At 70.9% G+C, this 20,670-nt stretch carries 19 protein-coding genes and 1 pseudogene; 9 read left to right on the forward strand and 11 right to left on the reverse strand.

Annotation, left to right across the window (positions count from 1 at the left end):
• Window positions 1–192: 192 nt before the first annotated feature.
• From OHA98_RS22425 to OHA98_RS22435, 3 genes are all read right to left on the reverse strand, one after another.
• Entirely contained in the window at window positions 193–624 is a 432-nt protein-coding gene (locus tag OHA98_RS22425; RefSeq protein ID WP_266928525.1) for a hypothetical protein, read from the reverse strand.
• Between the two features lie 204 nt (window positions 625–828).
• Window positions 829–1,836 (reverse strand): phosphotransferase, encoded by a 1,008-nt coding sequence (locus OHA98_RS22430; RefSeq protein WP_266928526.1) that lies wholly within the window; start codon window positions 1,834–1,836, stop codon window positions 829–831.
• A 129-nt stretch (window positions 1,837–1,965) separates the two neighbouring features.
• Entirely contained in the window at window positions 1,966–2,928 is a 963-nt protein-coding gene (locus tag OHA98_RS22435) for an SDR family NAD(P)-dependent oxidoreductase (protein ID WP_266928527.1), read from the reverse strand.
• Between the two features lie 569 nt (window positions 2,929–3,497).
• Here OHA98_RS22435 and OHA98_RS22440 point away from each other — a divergent pair.
• Both OHA98_RS22440 and OHA98_RS22445 read left to right on the forward strand, forming a co-directional pair.
• Window positions 3,498–4,364, forward strand: coding sequence for a peptidoglycan-binding protein (locus OHA98_RS22440; protein WP_266930851.1), 867 nt, complete (start codon window positions 3,498–3,500; stop codon window positions 4,362–4,364).
• A gap of 132 nt (window positions 4,365–4,496) precedes the next feature.
• Entirely contained in the window at window positions 4,497–5,321 is an 825-nt protein-coding gene (locus tag OHA98_RS22445; RefSeq protein ID WP_266928528.1) for a glutamate racemase, read from the forward strand.
• Window positions 5,322–5,478: 157 nt separating this feature from the next.
• Here OHA98_RS22445 and OHA98_RS22450 read toward each other — a convergent pair.
• The 4 genes and pseudogenes from OHA98_RS22450 to OHA98_RS22465 all read right to left on the reverse strand — a co-directional run.
• A pseudogene (locus OHA98_RS22450) lies at window positions 5,479–5,686 on the reverse strand (NUDIX hydrolase); the annotation flags it as partial.
• A gap of 151 nt (window positions 5,687–5,837) precedes the next feature.
• On the reverse strand, window positions 5,838–6,017 hold the full coding sequence (locus OHA98_RS22455) for a hypothetical protein (protein WP_266928529.1): 180 nt from the start codon (window positions 6,015–6,017) through the stop codon (window positions 5,838–5,840).
• A 408-nt stretch (window positions 6,018–6,425) separates the two neighbouring features.
• Window positions 6,426–6,944, reverse strand: coding sequence for an SMI1/KNR4 family protein (locus OHA98_RS22460; protein ID WP_266928530.1), 519 nt, complete (start codon window positions 6,942–6,944; stop codon window positions 6,426–6,428).
• A 224-nt stretch (window positions 6,945–7,168) separates the two neighbouring features.
• Window positions 7,169–8,041, reverse strand: coding sequence for a hypothetical protein (locus OHA98_RS22465; protein ID WP_266928531.1), 873 nt, complete (start codon window positions 8,039–8,041; stop codon window positions 7,169–7,171).
• 482 nt (window positions 8,042–8,523) lie between these two features.
• On the opposite strand from OHA98_RS22465, the gene OHA98_RS22470 reads away from it, so the two are divergent.
• From OHA98_RS22470 to OHA98_RS22480, 3 genes are all read left to right on the forward strand, one after another.
• A complete protein-coding gene (locus OHA98_RS22470; protein ID WP_266928532.1) occupies window positions 8,524–9,060 on the forward strand; it encodes a GNAT family N-acetyltransferase in 537 nt (178 codons plus the stop codon).
• A 190-nt stretch (window positions 9,061–9,250) separates the two neighbouring features.
• On the forward strand, window positions 9,251–9,724 hold the full coding sequence (locus OHA98_RS22475) for a hypothetical protein (protein ID WP_266928533.1): 474 nt from the start codon (window positions 9,251–9,253) through the stop codon (window positions 9,722–9,724).
• A gap of 328 nt (window positions 9,725–10,052) precedes the next feature.
• The gene (locus tag OHA98_RS22480; protein WP_266928534.1) at window positions 10,053–10,310 is read left to right on the forward strand and encodes a DUF1049 domain-containing protein; all 258 of its coding nucleotides are present in this window, start codon (window positions 10,053–10,055) and stop codon (window positions 10,308–10,310) included.
• Between the two features lie 149 nt (window positions 10,311–10,459).
• Here the strand turns inward: OHA98_RS22480 and OHA98_RS22485 are convergent, their stop codons facing one another.
• Complete coding sequence (locus OHA98_RS22485) at window positions 10,460–12,694, reverse strand: MMPL family transporter (RefSeq protein ID WP_266928535.1); 2,235 nt, start codon at window positions 12,692–12,694, stop codon at window positions 10,460–10,462.
• A gap of 345 nt (window positions 12,695–13,039) precedes the next feature.
• Between OHA98_RS22485 and OHA98_RS22490 the strand changes: the two genes are divergently transcribed.
• From OHA98_RS22490 to OHA98_RS22500, 3 genes are all read left to right on the forward strand, one after another.
• Complete coding sequence (locus OHA98_RS22490) at window positions 13,040–14,263, forward strand: sensor histidine kinase (protein ID WP_266928536.1); 1,224 nt, start codon at window positions 13,040–13,042, stop codon at window positions 14,261–14,263.
• Window positions 14,260–14,982 carry a response regulator transcription factor gene (locus OHA98_RS22495; protein WP_266928537.1) on the forward strand — a complete coding sequence of 241 codons (723 nt, stop codon included), beginning with the start codon at window positions 14,260–14,262 and terminating at the stop codon, window positions 14,980–14,982. The genes OHA98_RS22490 and OHA98_RS22495 overlap by 4 nt, the downstream gene beginning before the upstream one ends.
• A 212-nt stretch (window positions 14,983–15,194) precedes the next feature.
• Window positions 15,195–16,376 (forward strand): serine hydrolase, encoded by a 1,182-nt coding sequence (locus OHA98_RS22500; protein WP_266928538.1) that lies wholly within the window; start codon window positions 15,195–15,197, stop codon window positions 16,374–16,376.
• A 96-nt stretch (window positions 16,377–16,472) separates the two neighbouring features.
• Here the strand turns inward: OHA98_RS22500 and OHA98_RS22505 are convergent, their stop codons facing one another.
• From OHA98_RS22505 to OHA98_RS22515, 3 genes are all read right to left on the reverse strand, one after another.
• Window positions 16,473–17,330 (reverse strand): acyl-CoA thioester hydrolase/BAAT C-terminal domain-containing protein, encoded by an 858-nt coding sequence (locus OHA98_RS22505; protein ID WP_266928539.1) that lies wholly within the window; start codon window positions 17,328–17,330, stop codon window positions 16,473–16,475.
• 169 nt (window positions 17,331–17,499) lie between these two features.
• Window positions 17,500–18,417 carry a hypothetical protein gene (locus tag OHA98_RS22510; RefSeq protein WP_266928540.1) on the reverse strand — a complete coding sequence of 306 codons (918 nt, stop codon included), beginning with the start codon at window positions 18,415–18,417 and terminating at the stop codon, window positions 17,500–17,502.
• Between the two features lie 159 nt (window positions 18,418–18,576).
• Window positions 18,577–19,695, reverse strand: coding sequence for a hypothetical protein (locus OHA98_RS22515; protein WP_266928541.1), 1,119 nt, complete (start codon window positions 19,693–19,695; stop codon window positions 18,577–18,579).
• Between the two features lie 335 nt (window positions 19,696–20,030).
• Here OHA98_RS22515 and OHA98_RS22520 point away from each other — a divergent pair, with 335 nt between their 5' ends.
• Window positions 20,031–20,642 (forward strand): hypothetical protein, encoded by a 612-nt coding sequence (locus tag OHA98_RS22520; protein ID WP_266928542.1) that lies wholly within the window; start codon window positions 20,031–20,033, stop codon window positions 20,640–20,642.
• Window positions 20,643–20,670 lie beyond the last annotated feature (28 nt).

A 20,670-nucleotide genomic window follows, 5' to 3' on the forward strand; every position in this document is an offset into this window, starting at 1 on the left:
CCGGCACAGCTGGGTCGGCCCGGCGCGTCTCACGGCGGCCCGGCCCGGTCCACCGGTGCGGCCCCGAGCAGGGCGTGATCGGTCAGGAGGACGACGAGCATGTCGTCGAAGGGCACCCTGTGGACGAGCAGTCGGTGGTAGCAGGCACCCCAGAGCTGGTCGACGACGAGTGGCGGTGTTCAGCACACGTCTCTAGAGCTCGTAGTCCTGGGCCAGTTCCTCCCAGCGAATGCCGCGAAGCGAGAGATCAGCGTCCTCGCCCGACGGGACATCCGGGGTGGGCTGGAACCAGACCACGATGAGAGCGGAGCGGTGCAGCACCGGGTCGAGCTCAGGTGCGACCGGAGTCGAGCCGAAGACACCGATGCAGGCCACGGAAGGCAGCACCTCAACAGGGCCGAAGGCGCCGGCGGTCTGGTCCGGGTACGCACGGACGGGCGGAACGAGATGGACCGGCGCGAAGGAGAACGCACGTTCGGCCTGCCGCTGGAGGCCGCCGACCTTCATGTCGTTGACGCGCTTGCACGGATAGCCCTCCAGCATCCCCCCATAGGCCGAAGACATCCGCAGCTCGGTGAGCTCGATCGAACGACCGGACGAGAGGACTATGTGGCTCAGCGACATGCCGACACCCTATGTGCATGATCCGCTTCCGGTACTCGCCCTGAGGGCTGTCCCGTAATCCCTGGCGGGCGCACGACGACAGCTACGGCACCTCGCCGCGTTGTCGGAACGCCCCCATACATCCAGTATGCGGACGTCCCTCCGCCTTGCGATGCACCGCAGCTGACGCCGCGCGCTGATCCACCAGGGATTACGGGACAGCCCTTAGAACGATGGCTCCGTGCAGAGCTCCAGTAGCCACTTGGCACTCTCTTCGGCACCCGTGGCGTCCGCGGTGTCGGACGCCCCGGGGAAGAGGCGGCCCCAGGAACAGGCACGGCCGATAGCGCCGAGTCGTCCGGCAAGGGTCACCGCGCGGCGCAGTTCCGCTGCCGTTCGACCGTTTCCCGTCCAGGGCTCCACATAGGCGTCCCGCAGTCGGGGCAGTGCCTCGGGACCGTACCGTTCGCCGGCTGTTCGGGCAGGGACGAGGAAGCTGCAGAAGGGGTGGGAGACGGCGGCGTCGCCCCAGTCGAAGAAGGTGAACCGACCCGCCTCAGGGTTGAAGAGCTGACCGTCGTGCAGGTCGGAATGGTCGAGCGTGTCCGCGACGCCCACGTCGGCAAGCTCCATGCACCAGTCGACCAGGCGTGGCCGAAGTTCGTGCAGCCTCGTGAGATCGTCCGGCTGCAGCGCGGTGTTCTCGGCGATGACCTGGTCGAAGATGTCGGGGAGTGCGGTCGTGCGCGCGCTGGGGACGCCGAGCAGTTCGATCTCCTCGGCGTGCGGGATCAGAGCCTGCTGCATGCTCGCGTACTGCCGCAGCGGCTCTTCCCAGGCACGCGGATCGGCGGGGCCGCGGTTGAGTACGTCCCTGAAGAGATCACCACCGTCGGGGAGCAGCGACCAGCCGTGGTCGACATCGACGGCGAGTGGTTCCAGTACGTGCTCCGGCACCCAGTGGGACAGCGCGGAGATGAGTGCCGCCTCGAAGGCGCCGGCGGGCGGATTGGCCTTGAACCAGACGGCGCCATGACCTACGACGCCCAGGCGCACCAGGACCGACCACGGTCGTAGCCGGACTCTCCGTCGGCCTGTTTCGCGCAGGCCGCGCGCGGTGAGCTCATGTTCCGCCCATCCGAGGGCCGCGTCCCGCCAGGCGACCTGCTCCCAGGGCGTCATCGCATCCTGGTACTGCCCCCGGTCCACGACCATCGATCCCTCATTCTGCATCGGCCCATCCCAGCATGGAGCCCACCGGGCTTCCATCGCTTTTCTCGCGCGGCACTTGCCGGAGCCTGACCTGCGGAGCGGATGTCCCGTGCGCACTGGCCACCATGAAGGCGGGAGGCCGCGAATCCCTCAACGGAACTGTCCGGGGAGGGCACCGAGGCCGAGGCCGGTCAGATCACAGCTCGCGTCCCACAACCGCGCCGCGACGGAGGTGTCGGCGAGGTGGTTCCACACCGGTTCGGGTCGAGGCTCGCCGCGCAGGCCGAAAACGCGGGGTCCCCACAGTTGGCCTCCCCGTACGGCCGGGTCGAGCACCGCTCGGACGGCGGGCCATGCGCCGGCGTGCTTGCCCTGGACGAGGAGGGCCGCGGGTGCCGCGCTCAGGCGCGCGCCGGTCGTACGCACATGGACCGGCGGTCGTGACGGGGTGAGGGAATCCAGCGCGCCGCCGGGATGGACCACCACACTCGCCACCGTGCTTCCGGCGGCGCGCAGCCGGCGGTCGAGTTCGACGCCGAAGTGCATCTGCGCCAGCTTGGAGCGCCCGTAGGTGCGCTTGGGCCGGTAGTCGTTCCGGGACTGCAGGTCGTCCAGGTCGAGCCGCTCGGACTTGGCCGCGTAGCTGCCCATGGTCACTATGCGGGCTGCCGGCGCGGCCGACAGCAGCGGCATGAGCCACTGGGTCAACGCGAAGTGCCCCAGGTGATTCGTGCCGAACATGAGCTCGTGACCAGACCCGGTCTCCCTGCGCGGCGGGGCGTCGAGCGCGACGCCGGCGTTGTGGACCACCGCGTCGAGGCATCCCACCTCCAGCGATTCCACCGCCGTTTCGAGCGACGAGAGGTCGGCGAGGTCCAGTCGCGCGGCCCGCACCCGTGCGCCGGGGACACGCGCACTGATCGAGGCCATGGCGGCCTCGGCCCTGGTGGGATTCCGGCTGCCGAGGACGACGGTGGCGCCTGTGGCCGACAACTGCTCCGCGATGAAGTACCCGATGCCGGCGTTGCCGCCGGTGACCAGGAAGACCCTGCCATCGGCACGCGGCAGCCGCCGGACATCCCAGGGCGGGGTGGAGGACGACGTCGGCGACATGGCGAGGGGCTCCCTTGCTGGTGAGGACGGCCGCGGCGGCTCTGCCGGGCCGAGTGACACCAATGGTTCCAGCGGCCACCGACACATCGCCTACGGATCACCGACAGTCCCGCCGGACGGGGGCGTCCGGCGGGGGCCTCCGGCGGGGGGAGTCCGTCGGGAGCGTCCAGTGGGAGGCCGATACGGGCTTCCGGTGGGAGGGCGATGCGCTGCGGACCCGTCACCGGACGATGAGAATCACGGCGATCCCGTCACATCTGAAGCAGCTGCGGTGCCTGGTCACCGGCCCACCATGCGTGGTGCGGGTGTGGCGAGCCTGCCATCGAAGTCCCAACCGGCCTTGTTCAGGCGGCGACGGCACGGAGTACGCCGCAACTCTGGAGCCCCGACTCCTTCTCTGGCATGCTCTCGCCAACGCAACGCGCGTAGATTCCGCAGGAACACCAGGAGGACGGGTTATGTGTGAGCAATGCGGTCCGGTCGGCGGTGCGGTGGAGGAGTCGCAGGACCTCCGCGCCTCGGGCCCGTCACGCAGGAGGCTGCTGCTCGGTGCCGGCGCCGGACTCGGGGTGGCGCTGACCGGTATACCGGCCCTGGCATCGCCGGCTTCGGCAGCAACGCTCAAGGACGGCCGGTGGTGCAACCCCGCGCGGGGCCACTTCCCCTCGGGCGGACACTACGGGGCACCGCGCGGCGGCTACCCGCACGCGGGCCAGGACGTCACCAACTCGGTGGGCACGGCCGTCTATGCCGCGGCCGCCGGCACCGTGGTGCGCCGGGGCACCGGCGTCCTGTCCGGGCGCACCGGGTACGGCCTGGTCATCTCGCACGGCAGCGGGCGGTACACCTACTACGGGCACCTCAGCGCGTTCCGGGTGGCCCTCAGCGCCAAGGTCGCCGTCGGCCAGCGCATCGCCGACATGGGCGCCACGGGCAATGTGACCGGCCCTCACCTCCACTTCGAGACGCACACCGGAGGGCTGGGGTCCACGACCAACCCCGTCACCTACCTCTCCGCCCGTGGCGTGGACCTGGGCGGCGGCTGGCCGGCCATCGCCCCCGGGGCCGCGGGGGCGACCGTCACGGCCGTACAGTGTCTGATCACCCAGCGCGGCACCGCGCTGGTCGCCGACGGTGCCTACGGGTCGGTATCGGTCGGCGCGGTCAAGAAGTTCCAGTCCTCCCGGGGCCTGGTGGCCGATGGTGAGGTCGGTCCGAAGACCTGGCCCAGCCTGGTCTACTCACTCCGGCAGGGACACTCGGGGTCCCACGTACGCGGCCTTCAGGCACTGCTGAACAAGCACAGCGCCGGACTCGCCGTCGACGGTTCCTTCGGTACGGTGACCAGCTCCGCCCTCCGCGGCTACCAGGGGGCCAACCGCCTGACCGTCGACGGCCTGGCGGGCCCGAAGACCTGGGAGGCGCTCGCCGGGTGACGGCCCGGGACGGATTCAGGGGTGTCCGCCCCCGGGACGGTCGCGGACACCCCTGAATCCGGGAGGACCGCACCACCTCCGCCCGTGACGGACCGTCACCTGCGGCAGGGATCGGCTGGTAGCTTGACTTCCATGATGGTGGCATTGATCGACTCAGGGCTCGGCCTCCTTTCCACCACAGGATGGCTTCGGCATCTCGCCCCGGATCTCGATCTCCTTCTGCTTCTGGATCCCGACGGCGCCCCCTGGGGATCGAGAACTGCGTCCTTCGTCACGGACCGTCTGTTCGCTGCCGCCCGATCGGCGGTCGAGCGAGGCGCTGAGGCCATCGTGGTTCCCTGCAACACCGCCACCGTCACCGCGATCGACGCGCTGCGCGGCAGTTGTGAACCACGTGTCCCTGTCATCGGAACCGTGCCCGCCGTGAAGCCGGCCGCGGCGGCCGGCCAAGGGATCGCCGTGTGGGCAACCGTCCGGACCACGGCGAGTGCCTACCAGGATCGCCTGATCGCGGACTTCGCGAACGGCCGGCCTGTCGCCCGCGTCGCATGTCCCGGTCTGGCCGAGGCCATCGACCACGGAGACATGGCCGCAGCAACGGAAGCGATCACCGACGCGGCCGAGCGGACTCCCCGGAATTGCCGCTCCGTGGTGCTGGGGTGCACCCACTATCCCCTGGTGGCACCGGAGATTCTCCAGTACCTGCCCACCGGAACCACCCTGTACGACAGCGCGGAGGCCGTCGCCCGCCGAACACTCCAACGATTGGACCGGACCACGACATCGCACAGCACCACGGGCTCCATCGACGTGCTGCTCAGCGGTCGCCCCGGAAATCTCCCAGCAGGCGCCCACGCCTACCCGGTGGGCCGCGCCCTCGCAGCCGCGGCGCGGGTTCCCCGCGACATCCTCATCACCGCCGCAACGCGCGTACCGATGAACGAACCGGCAATCTGATCGGTCCCGGAACCGTGATCGCGTGGAACCGTGATCACGTGGAACCGTGATCGCGTTGTCAGCCAGGCGTACAGGGCCGGCGAGGCGCTCCGACTCCCGGTCGTGCCGCTCGGCTGCACGGCCGCGACCGACCTCACCGGCCGGGCGGCGCGGAAGGCTCGACACCCAGCAGGCGTTCGACCACAGCGTCGCAGTCCGGTCTCCTCGGCGACCTCCCGGGTCACCGCGTCGAACGGGTCTCCTCGGCGTGCTCGACCCTGCCGCCGGGAAGGGGCCGGTCGCTCCCGTCTTCCGGCGGTACGTGGCGGGCGAGCAGCACTCGCCCGCCTGACGCACACGGCGTACGCCGCCAACCGGGAACTCATCCGCCGGACCCGTCCGACGCCCCAGGCCCACGCCTCGCCGCGCGTCAGACCCGACAGCCCCCGGGCCGGACAGCGCCGCCCGAACGATCCGGCCCACGGCCGCACGGTCCGTTCAGCGGCGGGAATGCTGTCGCTCGGCCGGGGGCCGTGGTCAGGCGTGCGGTCGGGGGTGCGCGTTCTCCTGTCTCAGCACGGCCGAGGCGAGCCGGAACCCGGGCGGCATGACTCGCTCCAGTTCCTGTCCCAGTCTCTGGGCTTCGCCGCGTACTTGGGCCGGGATGTCGCCTTGCTCGGCGATGAGGCGGTTGTAGATCGGAGTCTCCGGGAACACGGGCGCAACTGCTTTCTGCTGATGGGGAAGGTTTCCTGCGGATATCGTCTGCGGACATGGAAGGCTGACAGCGACTGGCCGACCGGGCCGCCCGAGCTGGTGGGCCGCTGCTCCCGGTCCAGGCCGAATTGGGTTCATGAGCTGCGGGAGATCCCGGACGGGCGCGGCACCTGGTCCGCCCGCCTGTCCACGGATTCACGCGGCGCCAGGCCTTCCTCCCGGCTTCGACAGTCACCGCCGAGCGGACAATCTATAGGGTCGGGCAGCGCGGAACCGTCACCGCTTGCTGGACAAGCGGTGATACGTCGTGCTCGGCATCATCATCCCGGCCCCGCCTCTCGGCCGGCTCGGCTCATGATCGAGGACTACACGCAGCCGGCATCCGAAGTCGCCGCACCCATGCTCGGGTCACCAGGCATCGCCACTGGTCCAGTGCCTCACCCAGGCCGCGAAGCCTGATCCGTTCCGGGAGAACGGGTAGGCTCCCTCGCCACTGATCCACCAGATGTGCCCGCGCTGAGGGCCGGTGACGATCAGGTGCCAGTACATGCCGCACCCATCGGTACCGAGCACGATCGACCCATGATCGAAGACGGAACGCGGAACGCCTTCGTCCGGGTCCGCGTCATCGTCCGCCTCCCACATCCACGCCTTCGTGAGGGGGAAGGGCAGGTCGAGCCGCCGTTCATCGCGGGCGTCGCCCCAGTCCCGGGGCAGTGCGGCCAGCGGCAGGAGCCCGTAGTCCGGCGGACCCTGCTCGCAGCCGTCGGCTGTCTCCGCCACGCACGTACGGTACGGCTCCGGCAGCACGATGCCGTGCTGGGACTCGAAGGCCCGCACCGCGTCCCAGCCGAGCGGAAGGTCCCCGCTCTTGAGCGCGCCGCGGAGCATGGACAGCTCCGCAGGATCTCCATGATCAACGTTCATGGAGAACAGATACCACCCTGCACTGACAACACGGAGGGCGGGCAGGAGCGGCTGACACGACGCATGCCCACCGCGGAGCCCGAGATCGCGGTCGGACCGGGCCTCGAAACCCCGGCAACGGGAGATCATGACGAGTCACGGTCCGGGGCGGCCGGCTCCCACCCGGTCCTCTCACCGTCCTCATCGGGCGCGACGGGACGCGGCACGGCCGTCCACGATTCGGCTTACCGCTGCTGCTGATCCAGGCGTTGCACCGCACGGGCGGCTTGACCGGCGGCCCGGCGTGCGTCCCGCAGGGCACGTTCCGCCGCCTCCACCGCCGTACCGGCCTCCACCACGACCGCCCCGGCCTCGGACTCGGCCCTCCGGGCCTCCCTCAGCTCTTGCTCCGCACGGTGAACCCGGTCGGCTGCCTCTTCGGCCCCGTGTCCGGCCGTTCCCTGCCTGTCACGGGCCTCGCCGAGCTCCTGCTCGCACCGGCCGACCTCCGCGTCGGCCTCCTCCGCCTTCGTACGAGCACTCTCCAGGCCGCTCGGCCGCCGCTCCGCCGACCGCCCCGGTTCGCTCTCCGGCACCGGTCTCTCAGCCGGGTCCGGGCGGGTGGGCACCGTCCGGGGAGCGACGTCGGCGAATCCGACCGCGGCTCCGGGCACCTTCACGAGCCGGCCCCTCGACCACTGCTCGGCGAGGTCCGGGTGGGCGAGCACCGCGTGGAGGGTCTGCTCGATCTCGTGCAGCACCGTGCCACTCACCGGCTGCCCGGCTGCGCGGGCCAGATCAGCAGCTGTACGGGCCAGAGCGGTCACAAGCTGATGCTGCTGCCTGCCCGCCGCACGCAACTGCCCGGCATCGAGCGCCCGGTGAGCCTCCCGCAGGCTCTCCCCCAACGCCAGAAACCGCTCCGCTTCCCGCGGCTGCTGACGGGCCAGGATGTTCGCGGCCCACGCCGCGAGCACCGGCCGGCGCAACGCGGCGATGGCCTTCGCCCCGGCCGTGTCCTTCGCCTTCCGCGCCTGAGCGACGTACGCACCCCTCGCTGCCAGGAACTCGGCCGGCTTCAGCCCGTACAGCTCCTCAGCCACCTCTTCGACATCCACAGCCCCACTGTGCGCGGCTCATACGCTCCGGGCACGGTCACACCCGCCACACCTCCGCCGGATGCCCGCCCCGATCACCCGACCGAGGCGCCGCCGCTCGCGAAGTCCGTTCGTGCCGCGAATGCAGCATGAGGATCTTGGGTGCCTCGGTGATACGCAGACGGTGCTGCGGGTTGTTCACCCGGTTCGGCCAGCCGACGCATCCGGCCACCGCCGCGTGTACGCGTGGAGAGCCGCGCAGATGCGGTGCGGCCCGCAGTTCGGCTTCGGTCAGGCGGGCGTACTCCCGGTAGTTCTTCGGCCGGAACCGCCAGTCCTGGCAGAACACCGCGTAGAAGGCCAGTCGTCAGGCGACTGGGGTTCCGGCTGGAGGCCTGGCGTGCGGACGGGATTGCCGTTCTCGGGTACATGGACCTGGCCCAAAGGCGCTGGCACGATCGTGTCAGCAATGTTCGTGATCAATAGTCACCGAAGGACGAGCGATGCCGAAGCGGGAACCCCAGCGGCGCGTCATCGTGCGCCGCGCCGACCGTCCGGGCGATCTGGGCTGGGCGGTGATGGCCCACGGCGAGGTCTACGACCAACAGTTCGGCTGGAACGCCGACTTCGAGGCCCTGGTGGCCAAGATCGTCGCCGAGTACGGCACGGAGCACGACCCGGCCACGGAAGCGGCCTGGATCGCTGAAGTCGACGGCGAGCGGGCGGGCTGCGTCTTCCTGGTCTCCGGCGCCCGGCCGGGCGTGGCCAAGCTGCGCATCCTGCTCGTCACTCCGGCCGCCAGGGGACTCGGTCTCGGTACCCGGCTCGTCGGGGAGTGCCTGGCGTTCGCCCGCGAAGCCGGCTACCGGCAGGTGACGCTGTGGACCAACGACGTCCTGGTGTCGGCCAGGAAGATCTACGAGCACTTCGGCTTCACTCTCACCGATCAGGAGCCCCACCACAGCTTCGGCCACGACCTCGTCGGCCAGAACTGGAACCTCAACCTCCGCCAGGCCGACGACTGCCGGACGGAGAACTGACGGGCGCCGGGCCCGGAACACCGGTCAGGGGCTACCCCTCCCCCAACCGGACGCTGAACAGATACCTGACCCGCCGGCAGGAGCACCGCACCCTTGCACAGGTCGGGGCGAAGTAGGCATAGCACGCAGCTTGGTTGGCCGTGGAATGGGATGGACACGCCAGGCCGCAGAAATGATCTAGGTTGCGGAGATGGAATGGACAGCATTGGTGGCCACGTTCGTCGGCGCGAGCATCGCCATGGGGTCGGCGGTCCTCGTGGAGATACGCAAGGACCGGCGCGAGACGTCCGCCGAGTGGAGACTCGGCAAGCGCGAGCTGTACGGCACCTACCTGGCGAAGCTCGCCCAGGTTCGAAGCGATCTACAGCTCACCGTCCTTGACCGGTCCCTCCCGGCGACCGAGCGGACCGTCGTGTCACGCCAGACTTTCGCCGGTTGCTACGAACTGCGCTATCAGCTGGAGGTCTTCGCACCCGCGTCGGTCGTCGAGCCGGCGGTCAGCTACTTCCGGGCTGTACGCAAGCTCAGGGACGCCACCGCCGCAGGCATGGAGGACGGCGACGAGGAGTGCGAGCGCGTCTTCCGGGAGGTGATGGATACCTTGGCCGACGTCCGAGCCGCCATGCGCCTGGACATGGGAACCGACAAGCTGGCGACGGGCTGATCGGGGCAGCCCTCGGAAGGACGGTCCGCCGGGCCGGTCGGTTCACAGCACCTCCGACGGCGGGAGGGCTCCGACCCGGTACACCGGCCGGAGCCCCGCGCCGACCACCGGGTCAGGTCCGGTGGCCGACGACTCCCAGGAGTATTCTCACACGCTTCTGTTCGCTTGAACACATACATGTGAGCACATCTCCCGTGAGAGCCGGAGAAGCGTGACGCACCCGCACCCGGCGATCACGCGCGCGGGGCGCGTTCGATCACCGCAGCTCAGCGGCGGCCGAGCGAGTTCCAAGTCGAGCATTCAGCAGTATCTGTACATAATGATTGGTATGTCCGAGAAATCGACGAAGAAGCCGCATGAGCCGTCGACCGTGACGGTCAAGGGGCGGGACATGCGGTTGCGCACCATCGGTTTCGTGGTAGTCGCCGCTCTGGCCATCTGGTTCATCGCGGCGAATACGGGGTCCGTCACCGTCCGAATGTGGGTCCCGACGGTCACGCTCCCCCTCTGGAGCGTCCTCACCGTCACCCTCATCGTGGGTATCGGGCTCGGCCTGTACCTCGCCCGCCGCCGCGCCCAGCGCTGAGCGGACGGGTATCCGGGCGGCGGGGCGACCATCCGCGAGCCCACGTCGTGTCCGGTGAGTACAGGTGCGTACCGGCTCGGCACGTACGCCATGTGACCGCGGAATCACGGCGGTTGGACAACACGGCCGTCCCTCGATGCCCCGCCTCCTCACCGCGACGCGGGTTGCCTGGGTTCGTTGCCGCGCGCTGCGGAAGCAGTACGCGGCTCGTCCCGGGCGGCGGCCCCATTCGCCACCGGCACGACGGGGCGCGGGCGGAACGGCCACCAGATGGCCCGGCCGAGGAGTGCGGCGAGGGCGGGGACGAGCACCAGCGAGAGGACGAGCGCGGAGAGCATGATGCCGGTCGTCAACGCGAAAGCGATCTGTTCGTTTCCCGGCGAGGTGGCGAGCGTGGCGAAGGAGCCGGCCAGCACCAGCCCGGCCGTCGCGATGGCCGGTGTCGTATGCCGTACCGCGCGGGCGACGGCGGCACGGGGCGGGCCCGGTCGCCGCATCTCCTCCCGGATCCGGTCGGCGACCAGGATGTTGTAGTCGGTGCCCAGTGCGACGACGAACAGGAACAGCACAAGGGGCAGGGTGAAGTTGACGCCCGGCTCGCCGAGACCGTGCTGGAACAGCAGGGTGGCGGCGCCGAGTGTGGCGGCGAACCCGAGCCCGACGGCGAGCATCAGCACCACGGGTGCCAGCAGGCTCCGCAGGAGCAGCAGCAGGATCAGTGCGATGAGTGCGGCCGCGACCGGGAACACGGTCTTCAGGTCGTGGTCGACAGCGGTGGAGATGTCGGCGAAGACCGCCGCTGTCCCGCCCACGTGCGCCGTCGTCCCGGCGGGTGTGTGGCGGGCGACCGCCGCGCGGATCGGCCCGGAGGCCAGGTCGCGGGCCTGTTGGCTCTGCGGGTCGGCGTTCGGGTAGAGGTCGATCCTGGCAGCCCGGTGGTCCCCGTTCAGGACGGTCGGTGCGACCTTGCCCACGCCGCCGACCTGGGTGAGCGCCCGGGAGAGGCCGTCGAGTCCGGCCGTGGGGAGGGTCCCGCCGTCCTTGGCGATGACGAAGACACTCGTCGGGTCCGACACGCCGGCCGGCAGCCTGCGGGAGATCTCGGCCGCGGTGGCCGCGGCGGAGGTCCGGTCGCCGGAGTCGCCCCGGCCGTAGTCCATGCGTATGCCGACCAACCCGCAGGCAAGTGAGCCGAGCAGGGCGACGGAGGCCGTCAGCATCATCAGCGGTCGTCGCGTGACCAGCGCGCCGAGGCGGGCGGCACGGCCTTCGCGCGGCTTCCGGCACAGGGTTCGCGAGGGCCAGAACATCCTGCGCCCGGCGGCCGCGAGCAGTGCCGGCAGCAGGGTGAGGCTGCCGAGCAGCATCACCAGGACCGCTACGGCGATGGCGGGGCCCAGCGAGCGGAACTGTCCGAAGGTCGCCAGGCCCAGTGTGGCGAACGCGGCCACGATGGTCAGTGCCGCCGAGGTGATCGCGGTGCCCACCCGGCCGGAGACCTCTTCGGCCGCCTCGCGGGCGGGCTGCTCGGGCCGGTCGCGCAGTTGTTCGCGGAAGCGGAACAGCAGGAACAGCAGGTAGTCGATGCCGATGCCGAGCAGGACCACGTTGATCAGGTCCGGGGTGCTCGCGTCGAGTCTGTGCCCGGTGATCATCGCGACCCCCGCGACGGCTCCCACCGCCACGCCGCCGATGACGGCGACCGCGAGCAGCGGCAGGAGAGCCGCCGGCACGCTGCGGAAGGCCAGCACATTGAGCAGGATGATGAACCCCAGGACGAGACCGCCCCCGACCTTCGTGGCGGTCTCGTGGGCATCGGTGGTGTCGACGGTGTCGGCGAGACTCCCGGTGAACCCGGTGCGCATCCCCACCTCCGAGAACTGCGTCCGGGCGGCGTCGCGGAAAGTCCGGTAGACGCCCTGGACCCCCTGGTCCGAGGGGTTCCCGGTCAGCTGGACCGAGAGCAGTTCGAAACTGCCGTCGGGCGCCGTCATCGCCGGGGCGATCCGGGGCGTCTGGGAGCGGTCCGGGACCAGGAACTCCGGCATGTCGTCTTCTCTGGGCATGGTCACCCGGCGCTGGGCCAGGTCCGCCGCTCCGGCGTCGATCCGCTTCCGGTCGGCGGCGCTGAGGGCCTTGCCGTCGGATCGGGCGACCAGCAACGTCACCGTGGTGGCGTCGGGGTTCTCCCCGAAGTGCTCCTGGGCGATCCGCAGCGCGGCGGCGGAGTCGTAGCCGCGCGGCAGGAGGTCACCGCTCCGGTGCTGGGTTACACCGGCGATCAGCGTCGGGGCCAGGGCGCTCAGTACGACACCCAGCACCGCCCAGAGAGCGATGACCTTCCACGGGTGCCGGGTGGAATATCCGGTCAGGGCGCGGATCACACTGTCCTCCGGTGGACGGACTTGGATGCGGACATCGGCCGGGACAGGGAGGTCCGGCCAGGACGGGACGTCCCCGCGACGGGGACGTCGGCCGGGGGCTCCCGGCCGGTCTCCAGACCATCACCCGCAGGGGCCGCAGGGCGTCGTGGCAGCGGATGATCCGGACCGGGGCCCTGGGACCCGGCCTGGCCCGCGACCAGGACCCTGGTCCTGGTCGCGGGCCAGGCCGGCACCCGGTGGTGCCCGGGGCGGTGGCCGCGGTTCGACGCCACCGGTGCTGCCCGCCGCGGGTGCTGTGCAACCCTGTCCCGGGGGCCGGGAGGCCGGACACAGGGAGAAACTGAGATGCCCAGCAGCCGACACACCGACCCCGGCGATGCCCGAAAGGTGCCGCGCATGGGCAGCGCCGAGCCGCCGTGGACCCGTAACGACGCACTCGTGACCGCCGGCGCCTGCGTGATGAACCTGCTCAGCTACGTGTTCTTCGACGACCCCGACGGCCGCCACGACGTGACGGTGGCCGGGTTCCTCCTCGTCGCGCTGGCAGCCGTGCCGCTGCTCGCCCGGCGCAGCCACCCGGTGGCCGCGCTCGCCGCCGTACTCGCGCTCGACGCGACAGCCGCCCTGGCCGTACCGCTGCCCAGGCACTTCGGCGCCGTCCTGGTGGTCGCCCTCTACGCGGTCGCCAGGGCCTGCCCCGGCCGGGTGACGGCTGCGGCGGCGGCCGCGACGGTGTCACTGACACTGCTGAGCCAGAGCGGCGGCCGTATTCCTGCCTGGCAGGACGCCGTCTACTCGCCCCTCACCACCCTGATCGTCGTCGCCGGAGCCCTGGCGATCAACCGCTGGCAGCAGGAGGTGGCGGCCAACCGCAGGCTGCTCGCCGACCGTGCGGTGGCCGACGAACGGCGCCGTATCGCACGGGAGTTGCACGACATCGTGGCCCACCACATCACCACCATGCAGCTGATGGCCGGCGGAGCTCGGGCCAACCTCGCCGAACCGGAGGTGGTCCGGGACGCCCTGGTCACCCTGGAGTCCTCCGGGCGGCTCGCGCTGCGCGAAATGCGTCAGCTCCTCGACGTACTGCGGGCCGGCGACGAGCCGGAGACCACCCCTGCGCTCCCCCAGCCCGGCGTCGAGGACCTCGGCCGCCTGGTGGCCGAGTCCCGCCTTGCCGGACTTCCGACCGAGCTCGGCGTCAGCGGGCCGGAGCGGCCGCTGCCACCGACCGTCGGCCTCACCGTGTTCAGAATCGCCCAGGAGGCCCTCACCAACACCCGTAGGCACGCGGGGTCCGCCCGCGCGTCCGTACAGGTGACGTACCGCCACGAGCGGGTCTCCATCGAGGTACGGGACGACGGAGGGAACGCCGCGCCGCAGGAAGCGGCGCCGACGGCCTCGGGCGGTTACGGACTCATGGGAATGCGCGAGCGCGTCGCGCTGCACGGTGGCACCCTCACCGCCGGTCCGCGGCCCGATGGAGGGTTCACCGTGGTGGCCGACCTGCCGCTGCCCACGGACGAGGTGGCCGAGACTGCCGTCCAGCACGAGGGAGCACGCCGATGAGCGGGAGCGGAGCGACGCCGGAGAGGATCAGGGTGCTGATCGTGGACGACCAGCCGCTGGTCCGGCGCGGCCTGTCGCTGATCCTCTCCCCCGACCCGTCCTTCGAGGTGGTGGGTGAGGCCGAGAACGGCGCGCAGGCCGTCGGCCTCGCCCGCCAACTGCTCCCCGATGTCGTGGTGATGGACATCCGGATGCCCGTTCTCGACGGGGTCGGCGCGACCGGGGAACTCGCCGCGACCCTGCCCGGCTGCCGGGTCCTGGCCCTCAGCACCTTCGATCTCGACGAGTACGTCGTGGGCGCCCTGCGCGCCGGAGCGTACGGGTTCCTGCCCAAGGACAGTTCGCCGGAGGACCTGAGCGCGGCGATCCGCACCGTCCACGCCGGGGAGGCCGCCGTCGCGCCGCGCCTGCTCACCCGGCTGATCTCCACCTACGTACGGGCACCGGGCGGTGCTCGGCCCGCCCTCGCAGCCAACCCGGGTGAACTCACCCCCCGCGAGGTCGAGGTGTGGCATCTGATGGCCACCGGCCTCGACAACACCGAGATCTCCCGGGCCCTGGACATCAGCCTGTCCACGGTCAAGAACTACATCACCAGCATCTTCGACAAGCTGGCCGTCCGCGACCGCGCCCAGGCCGTCATCGCGGCCTACGAATCAGGACTGGTCACCGCCCGCGCGACAGCCGGCGATCCGTCCCCCGACGGGCACGCCGGATAGCGGGGACGGGCACGCCGGTTCCAAGGAGTACGAGGGCCAACGCCCGTACGAGGACGAGGACGAGGACCAGGGGCCTGGTCGCGGGCCTGGACGGGTCCCAGGGCCCCGGTCCGGATCATCCGCTGCCACGACGCCCTGCGGCCCCTGCGGGTGATGGTCTGGAGACCGGCCGGGAGCCCCCGGCCGACGTCCGCATCCCGGAGGAGTACGACATGACGCTACGGAAGACCGCACAGGCCGGCGCGGTGGGTCTCGCGGCGGCCGCGATGGCGGCCACCGCCTTCGCGGTGCCCGCCCCCGCCTCGTCGGACGCCGCCCGCGCGAGCGTGGGGCACGAGGCGACGCGGCGCGCGATGGACGCGGAGGTGAAGGCGGGCATCCCGGGCATCACGGCCCAGGTACGCGACTCCGAGGGCGTCTGGACGTCGACGTCGGGCGTCGGCGACCTGGCGACCGGCGCGCCGCGCGGCAAGAACGACCGGTTCCGGATCGGCAGTATCACCAAGACGTTCGTCGCGACCGTCCTGCTCCAGATGGAAGCGGAGGGGCGGCTCGATCTCGACGACACCGTGGAGTGCCATCTCCCCGGTCTGGTACGGGGCAACGGCAACGACGGGCGCAGGATCACCGTACGTCAGCTTCTCCACCACACCAGCGGCCTGTACGACTACCTGGCCGACGAGGAGTACCTCGACACGTATATGCGGGGCGAGAGCTTCCTCAGGCACCGCTACGACACCCTGCCGCCCGGGAAGCAAGTGAAGGTGGCACTCTCCCACCGGCCACTGTTCACCCCAGGTGCCGAGCTCGCCTACTCCAACACCAATTACGTCCTGGCCGCGCTGATCATCGAGAAGGCGGGCGGGCGGACATACGAGGCCGAGGTCCGCGACCGCATCATCGAACCACTGGGGCTGAGGAACACGTCCAACCCCGGCAACAGCGTCCACCTGCCCCGGCCCAGCAGCCGGAGCTACGCCAAGTTGTTCGCGTCGGACCCCGAACGCATCGACGACGTCACCAGCATGAACGGGTCGCAGGGCTGGGCCGACGGAGACATCATCTCCACCACCGGCGACCTGAACCGGTTCTACAGCTCCCTGTTGCGCGGCAAGCTGCTCCCGCCGGAACAGCTCAAGGCCATGAAGACCACCGTCCCGGCCCCCGGCCGCCCCAATGTGTCCTACGGGCTCGGCCTCACCCGGTTCCGGACGAGCTGCGGTCCAACCGTCTGGGGCCACGGCGGTGGCATGGTGGGGTCGGTCTCCCTGGCCGTCACCACGGAGGACGGCCTCCACCAACTCGCGTACAACCGCAACGGGGACTGGAGTGCGGGACCTGCGGACAGCATCATGGAGGCCGAGTACTGCCCTGCCCCGGCCCCCTCGGACTGAGCCGCACACACTCTCCCGACCACGACCACGACCACGACCACGGCGACGAGCCCGGCCGGGTGGCCGGTGCCTGGTGGGCCCCGAGGGGCCCGTCCGTCAGCCTCCGCCGCCGAGCGCGCGGAGGATGCAGGGCCAGGCAGCCGCGCCGAGGAGTGCGTCGGCTTCGGGCGTGCCACCGTGGTGGAAGTGCGGGGAGGCCGACGCCGGGCCCTCACCCGGAAGACGTGGACGGTGGCCGGCGTCCTGGCGGGAAATCAGACGCACGGGGGCCCCGGCCGAGCGCCGGCGTCGCGCCAGCTGTTCGGCGAAGGGCAGGGACGGCCACATCGCGTCGTCGCCGCCCGCGACAAGCAGCAGGTCGGCCCGTGCCTTCTCCACGGGGATCTCCGCCGCGGGAACCAGTCGGCTGAAGGTCCTCCCGCTGAGTTCGTACCATTCCCGGACGGCGATCGGACCGCTCGACGGTTGTGCGGCCGGCCAGGAATCGTCCATCGGGACGAAGGGAACCGGCTGCCCCCTCCACGTCCAGGACGACCGGTAGGGCAGCCGTTCGCCGTCGTGGCCGGGGCCGACGTTGCACCAGACCCGGGAGGTCGGCGACAGCGCGACCACCACGTCCACGCGCGCGTCGTGCACCGCGGTGAGCAGTGCTGCTTCGGCGCCCTTGGAAGCGCCGAGGACGACGATGCGGCGTGCCCCGCCGGAGCGGAGAAGACCGACGGCGTCGGTGAAGGTCTCCAGGGGGATCTCACAGATCCCCGGAGGCTGTCCGGGCCCACCGAACCAGCGGATCGCCAGGGCCGCAACGCCCTGCCCGGCGAGGAGCCGCGCTCTCTCACGTTCGACGCGTCCGCTGGAGCCCGCCAGGACCAGAACGCCGGTATGAGCGCCTGCCGCGGGAGCGATCAGAACGCCTTCCCACGGATCGGTCAGCTCGCGCTCCGTCAGCTCCACGTGTTCTCCTCGCAGGGTGCCGTCCGCCCTCCGCCCCTCGATGTGCCGGAACAGCCTATAAGCGGCCGGACGTCACGGCCACGTGCCGAACCCGCTGCGGGGCGATCGGGGTCGGCCCAAGATCAAGGCCCAAGATCAAGGCCCAAGTTCGAAGTTCGAAGTTCGAAGCTCAGAGTCTGTGGGCGATCAGCTTTTCCCGCATCAACTCTTCCAGCTCCGCGTCGGACAACGGGTGCAGGGTGTTCAGGAAGCGGCGTAGTCCGGGTTCGTCGAGGGTCTGGCTGGTGACCTCGACCTCCGCGCTCCCTTGACGGCGCGTGAGGGTGATGGTGCGTCCGCCGGGGACATCACGGACCATGCGCATGCCGTCGTGCGCGTCCACCGTGCAGATCACCCCCTTTTCCAAGAGCTCGGGGCATCGGGGTGCCGGTGTGAGCGGCGAGCGCGCGATGAGGGACACCAACCCGAACTCGTTCTCCCGGGCGGTGCGGTAGTCGACGCTGAAGTGGGCGGGGCCGGCCTCGGCACGGGACACCCGCATGCCCGGGGGCGGAGTGCCCACGTACAGCAGCTCCGGATGCTCCCGGTATCGCGCGGCCTCCGCATCGTGCCGCCGCTGCTGCGACTGGGCCGGGCCGACGAAGCCCCCGTAGGCCACCCCGGCCGCCAGCGCGGCAACCGCCCCGAGCCGCACCCAACGGCTCGGTACGAAGAACGCCGCGGCCACCGCGTACGGCGCCCCCGTCAGAGCGATCCGGGTACTCGCGCTCCCCAGGTCGACATCCTCTCCGTAGGCGGCCAGACCTGCCAGGACGCCGAGCGTGCCGATGACGAAGACCAGGAGCGCCCAGCCGAACCGCCGCCGCACGGAGTCGCACAACGGCACGACGGTCCTGGCCGGGACACCCGCCACGGCCAGCAGGCCGACCACCAGCGGCACACCCAACACGCTGAGCAGCGCCGCACCGGACCCACCGGCCCAGGCCGCTGCCAACAGCCCGAAGCCGAGGGCCGGCACCGCGGCTGTCATCGTCGCCCAGACCAGGAGGAGATGCAGTGCTGTCAGTGTCCGTCTGCCGCTCGTCATACCGCGGATCCTGTCAGCCGGAGTCCTGGCCCACATGAGTTCCCGTACTCAGCGCGAGGACCGGCGTGCGCGGGCCCGGCCGGGTCGTCGTGCACGCCGACGACAGCCGATGTCCCACTCCGGCAGGGCCGGGGAGCCCGGGCCGCCCCTTCCGATCACTTACGACCGGGCGCGGGCGACGGCCGCTGAGCCCCGCGCCTGGGGCAACGTGACGCCCTGGGCCCGGGCGGCCTGCCCCGGACGCAACGTCCACGGCACGGGGGCCGTGTCCGTCAGCCACTCGTTCGCGAGCAGACGCCGCACGACAAGGCCGCGCAACGTGCGTTTCAGGTTCCAGTTCAAGCCCGCGCACAGCTGGGTGTACGAGGGTCCGTGTGCGTGCTCGGCCCGAAAGGCCACGGTGAACTCGGCCGCCAGCATGCCACGGTCCGGGTGCCTGCTCTTCCACTCACCGTAGGCGGTCTTGGTTTTCTGGGGGCAGGGCTGAGGGCGGCCGGGAACCATGAACGCCTCCGCCACCCGCTCCGGTTCCAGAGCGCACACCGCGCAGTACTCGACAGCCTCGACGTGACGTCGCAGCGCGGGGGAAGCCGAGATCTTCCACTGGGCCCATGCCTCCGCGCTGAACCGGAACCTCGTGGAAGCGGGTACGGTCCCGACTTCGCTCTCCGAGGGCTCCGCCGCCTCTTCCTCCTCCGTGGGCGGGCGCCTGCCCGACAGATGGCGTACCACGGGGGCGAGACGGCAACGGTCCTCGGACAGTTCGGCGAGATAGCCCTTCCGCAGGAGGTCGGGCAGGGCGGCCCGGCAGGCTTCGGGAAGCTCGGACGGGATCTGACCGAGGAGCTGGGACGTACTGTGCGCGGCAAGGAACAGGCTCGCCAGCCGCGCGGCGGGAGGGAGCTTCTTGACCGGCTTGGCGGACAGCGCCCGTGTGGTCCACCCGGACACCCGGGAGCGCATGTTCTTCCCCAAAGGCAGTGGGTGGCCGGCTCCATCGACCAGGTCAGGGACGTCGATGGGGACCGGCGTTGCCGGATCTCCGTCGAGGAGCACATCATCCACCTGCCAGCCCAGGTCGCGAAGGGCGTCAACAGCCGCACGCGCGTCGCCCAGCCGCAGGGCGGACAGATCTGCCCCGGAGAAGTTGCCGATCCCGCCACGCGCGGCCCGGATGGCCACCACCACGGCCATGAGCTGCGCGTCGGGGTCGGGAAGGCCCAGCGAGGCCACGTAGCTGAGCAGCGCGCGCGCCGCCTCACCCTGCCGGGTCGTCAAGAGGAAGGGCAGTTGCTGAGGCGTTTCGGCCGGAGCAGCACTGACATTGCGGGGGCTAGATACAGTCTTCGACACAACAGGTCTAACGCGCGCCGCGGACCGGAGTCACAGCCCCTACGTCTTCGGGCACAACTGACCTCGCGGGTAACGTACTTGATTCGATTCGGCACCCACCCGGGGAGGCCTGTTCCCGCTCCGGGCGATCAGGAACGGAATGCCGGACAGTGAAGGCGAGGGCCGCGAGAACGCGCGAGTGCTTCCCCTACCGCCCACCCGGGCGCCGCACCTAAACTCCGGGCCTGGACCACCGACTACCGCTCCAGACCGGGGGATTCATGCCTGACAGCACCTCCGCCGAAGCCTCCGCCGACGACGCACGGCTGCTCGCGCTGCGCGCCGAGGTCGAGAAACTCATCACCGAGGCCCAGGTCGGTGCGCGGCGGGCGCAGCGCCGCGCCAAGCTCTGGCACGCGACCTATCTGAGCCTGGGTTTCCCCTCGGCGGTCCTCGCCGGCATCTCGGGCGCGGCGGGTCTGGCCTCCGCCGGGGCACGGGTGCCCGCGGCCGTCCTGGCGCTGCTGGCCGCCGGGTTCTCGGCCGGGTCGACGTTCCTGCGGGCGGACGCCCGTCACATGACGAACCTCCGCAGGCGCTACGCCTGGCAGATTCTGGAGACGCGCGCCCGGCTCGTTCTGGCCCACGATGCCTACGAGGGCACCGCGCATCTGCACACCGCTCTCCTGGGCCTGCACGAACTGCGCGTCGCCGTCCCGTCCAGCGCCCTGATCCTGGCCGAGCAGCAGGCTCCGGTGGGCTTCCCGGCGCCGACGCCTCCGCCCGCCGCGGTCCCGTCGGCGGCCGTCACGGCCCCGACGGCACAGCAGCCGCCCGCGATTCCCCAGCCCCCGCCGGACCCGGCCGGTCCGGCCCCCGGCTCGGCCGGCTGACGCGCTCCTGCCCGTTCCCGATACGGGA

It is taken from the genome of Streptomyces sp. NBC_00654, from assembly GCF_026341775.1.
GTDB lineage: Bacteria > Actinomycetota > Actinomycetes > Streptomycetales > Streptomycetaceae > Streptomyces.

Excerpts from the sequence above, each read along its gene's own strand:
- OHA98_RS22480 (WP_266928534.1), top strand. The coding sequence starts at position 10,053 with ATGTCCGAGAAATCGACGAAGAAGCCGCATGAGCCGTCGACCGTGACG.
- OHA98_RS22500 (WP_266928538.1), top strand. The coding sequence starts at position 15,195 with ATGACGCTACGGAAGACCGCACAGGCCGGCGCGGTGGGTCTCGCGGCG.
- OHA98_RS22490 (WP_266928536.1), top strand. The coding sequence starts at position 13,040 with ATGCCCAGCAGCCGACACACCGACCCCGGCGATGCCCGAAAGGTGCCG.
- OHA98_RS22475 (WP_266928533.1), top strand. The coding sequence starts at position 9,251 with ATGGAATGGACAGCATTGGTGGCCACGTTCGTCGGCGCGAGCATCGCC.
- OHA98_RS22495 (WP_266928537.1), top strand. The coding sequence starts at position 14,260 with ATGAGCGGGAGCGGAGCGACGCCGGAGAGGATCAGGGTGCTGATCGTG.
- OHA98_RS22520 (WP_266928542.1), top strand. The coding sequence starts at position 20,031 with ATGCCTGACAGCACCTCCGCCGAAGCCTCCGCCGACGACGCACGGCTG.
- OHA98_RS22430 (WP_266928526.1), bottom strand. The coding sequence starts at position 1,836 with ATGCAGAATGAGGGATCGATGGTCGTGGACCGGGGGCAGTACCAGGAT.
- OHA98_RS22460 (WP_266928530.1), bottom strand. The coding sequence starts at position 6,944 with ATGAACGTTGATCATGGAGATCCTGCGGAGCTGTCCATGCTCCGCGGC.
- OHA98_RS22425 (WP_266928525.1), bottom strand. The coding sequence starts at position 624 with ATGTCGCTGAGCCACATAGTCCTCTCGTCCGGTCGTTCGATCGAGCTC.
- OHA98_RS22445 (WP_266928528.1), top strand. The coding sequence starts at position 4,497 with ATGATGGTGGCATTGATCGACTCAGGGCTCGGCCTCCTTTCCACCACA.
- OHA98_RS22435 (WP_266928527.1), bottom strand. The coding sequence starts at position 2,928 with ATGTCGCCGACGTCGTCCTCCACCCCGCCCTGGGATGTCCGGCGGCTG.
- OHA98_RS22510 (WP_266928540.1), bottom strand. The coding sequence starts at position 18,417 with ATGACGAGCGGCAGACGGACACTGACAGCACTGCATCTCCTCCTGGTC.
- OHA98_RS22470 (WP_266928532.1), top strand. The coding sequence starts at position 8,524 with ATGCCGAAGCGGGAACCCCAGCGGCGCGTCATCGTGCGCCGCGCCGAC.